Raw genomic sequence first — 10,030 nt, forward strand, 5'->3', positions numbered from 1 at the left:
GCCCCGCCTCAGCGCACGTCGGCCGGGGCCTTCCCGCGCCGCAGGAGCACCCGGGCCAGCACCGCTCCCACCAGCAGGACCGCACCGACCCCCAGCACCCACCACACCGTGATCCGCAGCGAGGCGGTCAGGGCGTCGACCACCGCCGCGGCCGCGTCGCGGTCGCTGCCCGGCACCTCGTCCAGCACCCGGCCTCGGCCGACCGCGACCAGCACCCGGAGCAGGATCGCACCGAGCACGAACCCGGCGCCCACGACCGCGGTGGCCCACAGCCCGGCGCGCAGCCCGCCCCGTACGGTCGCGATGCCCACGACCAGGACGAGGAGCACCAGCGTGGCGACGGCCGGCCAGATGCTGCAATAGCGAAGCCAGCGGAACGAGTCCCGGAGTTCGTCGGCCTGGCCGGGGCCGAGCAGGGTGATCTCCGTCCGCTCGACGGGGATCCGGTCCGCGAACGGCACCCCGTCGCGTACCAGGTCCTGTTTGACCTGGTCGATGACCGGGGCCAGATCGATCGTGACGGCCTGCCCGCTGTCGCCGTCCAGGGCGGTCTTCACCGCCCGGTGGGCGGCGCGGTTCGCGGTGTCCCAGGCGTTGCGGAAGGCCTCGGTGGTGGTGAACGACCGCGCGGTGTCGTGCAGGAACTCCTTCACCGTGTCCTGGAGCGGACCGAGATCGATCTTCCGCATCGCCTCCTCGGTGACCAGGTCCGCGACGGTGGCCTGGACCGCCGGGTCGGAGGAGAGCGGGGACACGGCGGCGACGTACCGGTCGGTGTCGTCGATCTCCAGGTCGACCCAGGCGGAGAGCGCGCTCAGCGGCACGAGGACGGCGAGCAGGACGAGCAGGACCGCGGAGAGGGCCGCCGAGACCGCCGAGATCGCCGAGGCCGGGGCGGGCGAGGGGGTCGGGGAGGTGGCCGAGGGAGAGGTCCGCACTCCTCCAGACAATCCCGTCCGGAGCCGGGCCGCTCCGGACCGTACGCCATTCGAGTTGCCGGGCGGCGCGGTCGGGTGTGCTCTGGAGAAACGGGGGCGTGCGACGGGGGCGACGGAAGGAGCTGTCCGCGATGGCCACACACGCAGCCATGCCCGGCCGAAGGGGGTCCCGCGCCCATGCGCGGACCCGTCATCACACCCCGCTCGCCTGGGCGCTGCCTCTGCTGCTCGGCGTGATCTACGGGTTCTACGCGGCGTTCATCCGCCGCGACGGCGGCCCCAGCACCGGCGGGCAGGTCCTGCTCGGTCTCGTCTCCGGGGTCGCCATGGCGGCCCTCTGCTTCGCGCTGGGCCGGATCCAGCGCTCGCTGCCGCGCGAGCTGCGGGCCGCCGCCTACGGCGCGCTGACCGCGTGTGCGATCGGCTTCCTGGTGAGCCTCACCGATACCAGCGTGCTGCGGTCGACCGGCCTGGGGCTGGCCGTCGGGGCGGGCGTCCTCGTCGTGTCGTACTACTACCTCTACTCGCGGGAGCCCTGACGACTCACCGCGAGGCGCGGCCGCCAGATTGAATCTGGCGGCCGCGCCTCGCCGTCTGGCGCCCAGGAGATGAGGGGAACGGGAGGAGGAACGGGCGATGACGACGGACAGCACTCCGCTGCGGGTGGCGGTGATCATCGGCAGTACCCGCGAGGGCCGCATCGGCGATGCGGTCGGCCGCTGGTTCATGGAGCGGGCCCGCCACCGGAGCGAGCTGGACCTCGCCGTGCTCGACCTCGCCGATTTCGACTTCCCCGTGCACTACCCGGGGCGGGCGACCGACCAGATGACGGAGTTCACCGAGGAGATCGCCAGGGCCGAGGCGTTCGTCGTGGTCACCCCGGAGTACAACCGCTCGTTCCCCGCCTCCCTGAAGCAGGCCATCGACTTCGCCTACGACGAGTGGCAGACCAAACCGGTCGCCTTCGTGAGCTACGGACACGGCTCCGCCGGGCTGTACGCCGTGGAGCAGCTGCGCTCGGTCTTCACCGAGCTGCACACGGTGACCCTGAGGAACGGGGTCGCGCTCGACGTCCTCCAGCAGCCGCTGGAGGGACACCCCGGCGACACCGGCCGGGACCGGTCCGTGGGTCTCATGCTCGACCAGCTCGGCTGGTGGGGCTGGGCCCTGCGCGAGGCGCGCGCCGTCCGCCCCTACGTCTCATGAGCGGTTACGTCTCCCGAGCGGCCGGAGCGAAACGCGGATCACGGATCACGGACTTCCCCGACGACGACCACCAAGGAATGGATCATGAGCACTGAACTCGCCATCGAGACCACGGGGCTGGTGAAGGTCTTCGGCGACAACCGCGCGGTGGACGGCATCGACCTCGCGGTCCCCACGGGCACCGTCTACGGCGTCCTCGGACCCAACGGCGCCGGCAAGACCACCGCCGTCCGCATGCTCGCGACGCTGCTGCGCCCCGACGGCGGCTCCGCCCGGGTGTTCGGCAAGGACGTCGTGAAGGACGCCGACGCGGTCCGCAGCCGGGTCAGCCTGACCGGCCAGTACGCCTCGGTCGACGAGGACCTGACCGGCCTGGAGAACCTCGTTCTGCTCGCCCGGCTGCTGGGCCACTCCAAGCCGGCGGCCCGCGACCGGGCGCACCAGCTGCTCGACGGGTTCGGGCTGAGCGAGGCGGCCGGCCGGCAGGTGAAGAACTACTCGGGAGGCATGCGGCGGCGCATCGACATCGCCGCGTCCATCCTGAACACCCCGGACGTGCTGTTCCTGGACGAGCCGACCACTGGACTCGACCCCCGCAGCCGCAACCAGGTGTGGGACATCGTGCGGGCGGTCGTCGCCCACGGCACCACGGTCCTGCTGACCACCCAGTATCTGGACGAGGCCGACCAGCTGGCCTCCCGTATCGCGGTGATCGACCACGGCAAGGTCATCGCCGAGGGCACCAAGGGTGAGCTCAAGGCCTCCGTCGGTGCCGGCACCGTCCATCTGCGGCTGCGGGACGCCGAACAGCGGGCCGAGGCGCAGAAGGTGCTGGCGCTCGCGCTGAACACGGAGGTCCAGCTCGACGCGGACCCGGTGGCGCTGACTGCCCGGGTCGACGGGCAGAGCACCGAGCAGGGCGCGGCGGAGCACGCCGGGCGAGCCCTGGCCGAGCTGGCCCGGTGCGGCATCACGGTCGACAACTTCTCGCTGGGACAGCCCAGCCTCGACGAGGTCTTCCTCGCACTCACGGACAAGAAGGGAGTGGCGGCATGAGCACCGCGACCGCCAAGACGGAGCTTGAGGACGTCGCGCTCGCCGCGCCCGACCAGGAACGCCTCTCGGCGCTCCTGGTGGGCCATGACCGCCCGCCGAGGCCGAGCGCCCTGTCGGCATCGCTGACCTTCGGCTGGCGCGCCATGCTGAAGATCAAGCATGTGCCGGAGCAGCTCTTCGATGTGACGGCTTTCCCGATCATGCTGGTCCTGATGTACACGTATCTCTTCGGAGGGGCGCTGGCCGGCTCCACGGAGGAGTACATCCAGTTCCTGCTGCCCGGCATCATGGTGATGAGCGTCGTGATGATCACGATGTACACGGGTGTCGCGGTGAACACGGACATCGCCAAGGGCGTCTTCGACCGGTTCCGCACGCTGCCGATCTGGCGGCCCGCGCCGATGGTCGGCTATCTGCTCGGCGACGTCCTGCGCTATCTGCTGGCGTCGGCGGTCATGCTCGCCATCGGCATGCTCATCGGGTTCCGCCCGGAGGGCGGGGTGCTCGGAGTGCTGGCGGGCGTCGCCCTGCTGATCGTGTTCTCGTTCGCGTTCTCCTGGATCTGGACCATGTTCGGCCTGCTGCTGCGCACCGAGAAGTCGGTGATGGGCGTCAGCATGATGGTGATCTTCCCGCTGACCTTCCTCAGCAACGTCTTCGTCGACCCGAGGACGATGCCGGGCTGGCTCCAGGCCTTCGTGAACAACAGCCCGGTCACCCATCTCGCCACGGCGGTGCGCGAGCTGATGGCGGGCAACTGGCCGGCCGCCGACGTCGCCTGGTCACTGGGGTGGGCCGGGGTGCTCGTGGTGGTCTTCGGTGTGGTGACGATGCGGCTGTACAACCGCAAGTGACCGGGCCCTGCGGTGTTCGCCCCGTGCATCCTTGACCTTCCCCGCGGGGGAAGCCCCAGCATCGGTGGGGGCGGGCGGAAGGCGCCCGGTACGAGGAGGTACGGGGTGGAACGCGAAGGCCGCGCGGTGGGTGCCGTGAGCGGGAAGCTGGTGACGATCGGGGAGTTCGCCCGGCTGTCCCGGCTCTCCGCCAAGGCGCTCCGGCGCTACGACGAACTGGGCCTGCTCCGGCCCGCCCTGGTCGACCCGGTGAACGGCTACCGGTACTACGACCCGGCGCAGGCGGAGGGGGCCCGGCTGGTGGCGTGGCTGCGCAGGATCGGCATGCCGCTCAACCGGATCGGCCGGGTCGTGGCGCTCGACGCGGGTGCCGCGGCCGTGGAGATCCGGGCCTACTGGGCGCGGGTGGAGGCCGAGACGGCGGCCCGGCGCGATCTGGCGATGTACCTCGTCGACCATCTGTCAGCGGAGGGCAGGACGATGTCACGGATGCCGGACAACGCGGATAGCACGGAGAACACGGGGAGTTCGGGTAGGTCGGACAGGGTGGGGGCGCCGGGTGGTTCGGGGGCGGTGGGGCTGGCGATCCGGTGCGCCGCGCTGACCGATATCGGGGTGGTGCGTACGGCGAACCAGGACGCGGCGTTCGCGGGGCCCCGGTTGCTGGCGGTCGCCGACGGTTTCGGGGAGGGCGGGGCCGAGGCGAGTGCCGCGGCGATCGAGGCGCTCAAGCCGTCCACGTGGGGCCGGGACGGTGCGCTGTCCGCCGCGGATCTGCTGAACGCCCTGGAGGACACGGCGGATTCGGCCGCGCGGGCGGTCCGGGACGCGGTCGCGCCCTCTGCCGCGCCGGACGGCTCGGGGACGACGCTCACGGCGATGCTGTGGACCGGGTCGCGGCTCGGGCTCGTGCACATAGGGGACTCGCGGGCGTATCTGCTGCGGGGCGGGGAGCTGTTCCGGATCACGTACGACCACAGCCTGGTCCAGTCGATGATCGACGACGGTTCGCTGAGCCCGGAGGAGGCGGTTTCGCAGCCGGGGCCCGCACTGTTGCTGAAGGCGCTGGCCGGTGAGGCGCGGCCCGCAGCGGTGGCCGTGGCGTGCCGCCCGGACGTCCGCTTGCAGGAGGTGCTGGCGGGGGACCGCTATCTGCTGTGCTCGGACGGCCTGTCGGCGGTGGTGGACGAGGCGGACCTGCGGGCCGCGGTCGTCGCGGCGGAGGACCCGGAGGAGGCGGTACGCCGGTTGGTGGGCCTGGCCCGCGAGGCGGGCGGGCCGGACAACGTGGCGTGTGCTGTGGCCGACGTGGTCGTCGAGGGGTAGGGGCGCGGGGCGGGCCCGGGGCCGGCCGGGCCGCGGGGCGGACGGCCGGGCGCCGGTGGGCCCGGGCCGGTGGGCCCGAGCTGGTGGGGCGGACGGCTGGGTCGGGCGCTCCGGAGGCCGGGGGTTGCGTGGGGCGGACGGTCGGGCTGGGCGCGCCGGAGGGCAGGGGTCCGGTGGGTCAGGCAGCCGGGCCGGGCTGCCGGGCTGGGCGCTTCGGAGGCCGGGCTCCGTGGGCCAGGCGGTCGGGCCAGGTGGCCAGGGTTCCGTGGGGCAGGCAGCCGGGCCGGGCGCTTCGGAGGGCGGCGTGGTGTGGGTCAGAGGCGCCAGTCGGGGGAGTGTTCGGGGCGGTAGGCGCAGGTGGTTCCGGTCGTCACGGAGGCCTTGAGGTGGGCGGCCAGTGTGGGGTGCAGGGTGTCCAGCTTGCGCAGGGTGTCGCGGATCCGGGCGGTGACCGTCTTGCGGGCCCGCTCGGTCTGGTCGCCCAGCCGACGGGTCCGGCCGCCGAGCCCGGCCGCGGTGCGCAGCTCGTCGAGGAGGGCCTGTCGCTCCCGGTCGTACTTCTCCACCTGCTGGGTGTCGTCCCGGGCGGCCGCTCGGTCTATCTCGGCGTCCAGCCGGTCCAGGTGTTCCTTGTAGCGGCGCTTGGCCTCCTCGTCGAGCACCGGATCGCCGCCGAGCTGCCCGGCGGCCACGACGAGCTCCCCGCCCTCGGGCGCGAGGAGTTGTACGGCCGGGACGTCGGCGCCGGGCAGCCCGAGCAGGCTGTGCAGGTCCCGCAGGCCCTTGGCATCCGGGACGTGCACGGTCACCCCGTCCCACCGCAGCTGCCACACCGGCCCGTTCCGCCGGAACTCGGCGGACGACCCGTCCGGGGTGGTGGCCGCCTCCCGGGCCGGTGCAGCCGGTGCCGCCGTGCCCCGGTCCGGTGCCGGGTCCGGGCCCTGTGTCCGTGAGACGGCGGTGGCTGCGGAGGCATCGGCGGCCGCGGTGGCGGGGGTAACGACAGCGGTGGCGGGGGCCGTACGGAGGGAGGCGGCCTCGGCCGTCAGGTGGTCCAAGGCCAACTCGTCCGCCTCCCGGGCCACTTCGCCGAGCAGCCGACGAGCCTGGGCCGCGTCACCCGTACCGGAGCCCTGAGCGTCGCCCGTACCCGAGCGGGCGAGCAGGGAGCGGGCCAGGCAGAGTCGGGCGCGTACGGCCCAGGGGCGGGCGCCGAGGCGGTCCGAGGAGGCGGCGGCCTCGGTGAGCGCCGCGACCGCCGCGTCCTGGTCGTCGCGGGCGGCGGCGAGCATGCCGAGCCAGAGGTCGACGGGCCCGCCGATGTCGCACCCGTACAGCGAGACGACCCACTGGCCCGTGTAGGGGGTCAGCTCGTCCTCCGCGCGGGCGATGAGGCGCGGGTCGCCCGTGACCGCGGCCGCCTGGGCCAGCAGCCTGAGCCAGAGCGGCATGAAGGCCCGGGGGTAGGGGGCGGCGCGGTCCGCGTGCTCGGCGATCAGGCGCAGCGCGGGCGTGGCGTCGCCCTGCTCCACCGCGGTGACCGCCTCCAGCAGCCCGGGGTAGGGATACCCGGCGGCGGGAAGCTCGGCGAGGACCTCCTCGGCCTCGGCGAAGTGGCCCCGGAGCAGATGCAGCGCCCAGTGCAGGTGGTGCCCCATGAAGCCGAAGGCCGCGTGGTCGTTGTTCTCCGGGTCGAGCGATTCGTCCGCCAGCGCGGTGGACGCCTCGGCGAACCGGCCCTGTAGCGCGGCGATCAGACCGGTGTCGACGGCGACCCCCAGGGCGAACCGGGGCAGCGCGGTCACCTCGGCGAGCCTGACGAACGTACGGAACTGGTCGAGGAAAGCCGGGTCGCCCAGCTCCAGCAGCGCCACCCAGCGCATGGACGCCGCGTGCAGCTCCATGTCCTGGTGCTGGGTGCGCCGGCCGACGACGGTCATCTCGTCGGTCAGCCCGAGCCGCTCCACGGCCGAGCCGAGACCCCATACGGAGTCGTGGCGCGCCCACAGCGAGAAGGCGAGCGCCTCGTCGTCCGAGCCGCTCCGGGCGAGCGCCATGAAGTGGATGGCCAGCTCCTGGGCGAGCCGGTCGTCGGAGAGGTTTTCCTGGCCCTCCTTGCCGGTGATCCTGCGGTGCGCCTCGGTGAGGAGACCCATCGTGGACACGCCGGGGCTGCCCAGGAACCCGTCGCGGTGGAGGGTGATCGCGACCCGGCCCAGCAGCTCCGGGTCGTCCAGCTCCCGGGCCCGGGCGACCGCCTCGTCCAGCAGGTGCTGCGACTCGGCGGTCTCCCCCGCGTGCCGGAGCTGTCCGGCGAGGTCGAGACCGATCAGCACGGCCCGCCGGAGGTCGGGGTCCTCGCCGGAGGCCACCGCGAGGGCGCGCCGGTAGTGCTCGGTGGCCTCCTCGTCGGCCAGGCGGCCCGAGGCGTCCCGGGCGGCCGCCAGCAGCAGGTCGATCCGGCGGTCGCGCTCCAGCGCGTCGCCGGCGAGGTGGGCGTGCCGGGCCAGGGCGCCGGGCGGCACGGCGTCGCCGAGGCCGCCGTGCGCGTCCAGGGCCCGTACAGCGGCGGCGTGGCGTTCGCGGGCCCCGGCGTCGTCCAGCGAGGCGTACAGCGTCTCGCGCAGGAGGTCGTGGGCGAAGGCGTACTGGCCGGACGGGCGGGGAACGACGACCCGGGCGACGACGGCCGACTCCAGCAGCCGGTCCACGTGCGGGACCGGCGCCCCGTGCACGACGGCCAGCACCTGCCGGCGGAACTCCCGGCCCAGCAGGGCGGCGCTGGTCAGCAGCGAGACGACCGGCTCGGGCAGCAGGGCGAGCCGCTGCCGGACCGCTTCGCGCACGCCGGGCGGAATGGTGGAGACCGGGGCTCCGCTGTGCCAGAGCCGGGCGGTCTGCTCGACGAAGAAGGGGTTGCCGCCGGTACGCCGGTGGACCTCGTCGACGAGCTGCGGCGCGGGCTCGCGGCCCGTCGTCACCGTCATCAGCGCGCCCACCTCGTCCCGGCCGAGGCCGGTCAGGGTGAGGGTCGCGGCGGCGCGTGAGACCAGCGGCAGGATCAGCTGCTGGAGCGGGTGTCCGGGGGCCTCCACCTCGACGTCCCGGTAGGTGCCGATGAGCAGCAGCCGTTCGAACCAGGCGTGCTGGGCGGCGAATTCGAGCAGCCGCAGCGAGGCCGGGTCGGAGCTGTGCAGATCGTCGAGGACGACCACCAGCGGGCGGCTCTGGGAGACCGTGACGAGGGCCGTGGTCACCGCGTCGAAGAGCCCGAAGGCCTCCGCGCCTTCCGCGGGCCCCCAGCCCGCCGACCCCCCGCCCGGAGCACCGGTTTCTGTGTCGAGCCCGCCACCGTGAACCCCGCCCGCGCCGGCATCCGCACCGGCTACCGCCCCAGGTCCGCCGCTGTGAACCCCGCTCGCACCGGCTACCGCCCCAGGTCCGCCGCTGTGAACCCCACCCGCACCGGCTACCGCCCCGGTCTCGCCACCGTGAGCCCCGCCCATGGCGACCCCGCCCGTCGCGACCCCGGCCGTGGCGGACCCACCCATGGCGCCCCCGGCCGTGGCGGACCCACCCGTCGTGACCCCACCCGTCGCGGACGCGGCCATCGCGGCCCCGCCCGGGTCGCCCAGGAGCACGGCGAGCCGGCCCTCCGACGCCTCCTGGGCCGCCGCCCACTCCGTCGCCGTGGCGGACCGGCGCAGGCCGCGCAGGATCTGGACCCAGGGCCAGTAGCCGGGGGTGTTGTCCGAGTCCCAGCAGGAGCCTCCGACCACCAGCGCCCCGCGCCGCCGCGCCTCGTGCGCGGCGTCCGTGACGAGGGTGCTCTTGCCGATCCCGGCCTCACCGGTGACCAGCACGAGACCGCCGTGGCTGTCCGTCGCCCGGGCGATCTCCGAGCGGAGAACGCCCGCGGGGTGGTCGCGCCCGAAGAGAGCAGGGGTCATGACCACACGATAGGAGCACCCACTGACAACGGCCCCTCGTTTCGCCGCGGAGCGGACCGCTCCACCTGTCGGTCAGTCGCGGACCACCGTCACCGGGCACGGCGCGTGCTGCGTGACATGGAGGCTGACCGAGCCGAGCAGGGTGGCCTTGAAGCCGGTGTGGCCGCGGGCTCCCACGACGAGCAGGTCGGCGCCCTGGGCGCGGTCCAGCAGGGCCTGGGCCGGGTTGCCGATGACCACGATCTTGCTGACCGCGGCGGCTCCCGCGGCGCCGAGGGCCTCCTCCAGCGCCTCGTTGAGGGCGACGGTGGCCACGGCCTGCGGGTCGAAGTCCTCCGGCATGCCCGGCATCATCGACGCCCAGCTGGTGGCGGGGTACTCCCAGCTGTTCACGGCCTCCACCGTGGCGCCGGTCAGCTCGGCCTGGCGTACGGCCCAGTGCAGTGCCTTGTGTCGGTTCTCGTTTGATCTGGCGAGGTGTCGGTCCTGTGAGCTGGGGTTCGCCAGTTGTGGTGAGACATTCACGGGTTGGCTTTCTCATTCGAAGTGGCAACTTTCGGGGAAGGGACTCGGCTGGGCTCGCCAGCTGGGTTGTCGGTAGTGGCCTCGCCATAGCTCGTCGCGCGTGGTGGCGAAGCGGTGCCGCAGGATGCGGACCCATTCGCGGAGGGGGTCCGCCCGCCCGTTGTTGGTGGTGAAG

8 protein-coding genes are annotated in these 10,030 nt (G+C 73.5%); 5 read left to right on the forward strand and 3 right to left on the reverse strand.

Going from position 1 to position 10,030, the window contains the following annotated elements; translation table 11 throughout:
- Positions 1–8: 8 nt before the first annotated feature.
- Complete coding sequence (locus A3Q37_RS12515) at positions 9–938, reverse strand: hypothetical protein (RefSeq protein WP_176711404.1); 930 nt, start codon at positions 936–938, stop codon at positions 9–11.
- 131 nt (positions 939–1,069) lie between these two features.
- Between A3Q37_RS12515 and A3Q37_RS12520 the strand changes: the two genes are divergently transcribed.
- The 5 genes from A3Q37_RS12520 (at position 1,070) to A3Q37_RS12540 (ending at position 5,380) form a co-directional block, all read left to right on the forward strand.
- Complete coding sequence (locus tag A3Q37_RS12520) at positions 1,070–1,477, forward strand: hypothetical protein (RefSeq protein WP_065482511.1); 408 nt, start codon at positions 1,070–1,072, stop codon at positions 1,475–1,477.
- A 97-nt stretch (positions 1,478–1,574) separates the two neighbouring features.
- A complete protein-coding gene (locus tag A3Q37_RS12525; RefSeq protein WP_065482514.1) occupies positions 1,575–2,144 on the forward strand; it encodes an NADPH-dependent FMN reductase in 570 nt (189 codons plus the stop codon).
- A gap of 84 nt (positions 2,145–2,228) precedes the next feature.
- Positions 2,229–3,200, forward strand: coding sequence for an ATP-binding cassette domain-containing protein (locus tag A3Q37_RS12530; protein ID WP_065482517.1), 972 nt, complete (start codon positions 2,229–2,231; stop codon positions 3,198–3,200).
- Positions 3,197–4,054 (forward strand): ABC transporter permease, encoded by an 858-nt coding sequence (locus A3Q37_RS12535; protein WP_065482520.1) that lies wholly within the window; start codon positions 3,197–3,199, stop codon positions 4,052–4,054. The genes A3Q37_RS12530 and A3Q37_RS12535 overlap by 4 nt, the downstream gene beginning before the upstream one ends.
- Positions 4,055–4,159: 105 nt before the next feature.
- Positions 4,160–5,380, forward strand: a complete 1,221-nt coding sequence (locus tag A3Q37_RS12540; RefSeq protein WP_065482522.1) for a MerR family DNA-binding transcriptional regulator — start codon at positions 4,160–4,162, stop codon at positions 5,378–5,380.
- Between the two features lie 314 nt (positions 5,381–5,694).
- On the opposite strand, the gene A3Q37_RS12545 is transcribed toward A3Q37_RS12540, so the two are convergent.
- Positions 5,695–9,330 (reverse strand): ATP-binding protein, encoded by a 3,636-nt coding sequence (locus A3Q37_RS12545; RefSeq protein ID WP_079137767.1) that lies wholly within the window; start codon positions 9,328–9,330, stop codon positions 5,695–5,697.
- Between the two features lie 72 nt (positions 9,331–9,402).
- Complete coding sequence (locus A3Q37_RS12550; protein WP_065482610.1) at positions 9,403–9,837, reverse strand: universal stress protein; 435 nt, start codon at positions 9,835–9,837, stop codon at positions 9,403–9,405.
- Between the last annotated feature and the right edge of the window lie 193 nt (positions 9,838–10,030).

The organism is Streptomyces sp. PTY087I2 (genome assembly GCF_001687325.1).
In the GTDB taxonomy this organism is placed as follows: Bacteria; Actinomycetota; Actinomycetes; order Streptomycetales; family Streptomycetaceae; genus Streptomyces.

Coding starts and splice junctions, on each gene's coding strand:
- A3Q37_RS12520 (WP_065482511.1), top strand. CDS start 1,070: ATGGCCACACACGCAGCCATGCCCGGCCGAAGGGGGTCCCGCGCCCAT.
- A3Q37_RS12525 (WP_065482514.1), top strand. CDS start 1,575: ATGACGACGGACAGCACTCCGCTGCGGGTGGCGGTGATCATCGGCAGT.
- A3Q37_RS12530 (WP_065482517.1), top strand. CDS start 2,229: ATGAGCACTGAACTCGCCATCGAGACCACGGGGCTGGTGAAGGTCTTC.
- A3Q37_RS12535 (WP_065482520.1), top strand. CDS start 3,197: ATGAGCACCGCGACCGCCAAGACGGAGCTTGAGGACGTCGCGCTCGCC.
- A3Q37_RS12545 (WP_079137767.1), bottom strand. CDS start 9,330: ATGACCCCTGCTCTCTTCGGGCGCGACCACCCCGCGGGCGTTCTCCGC.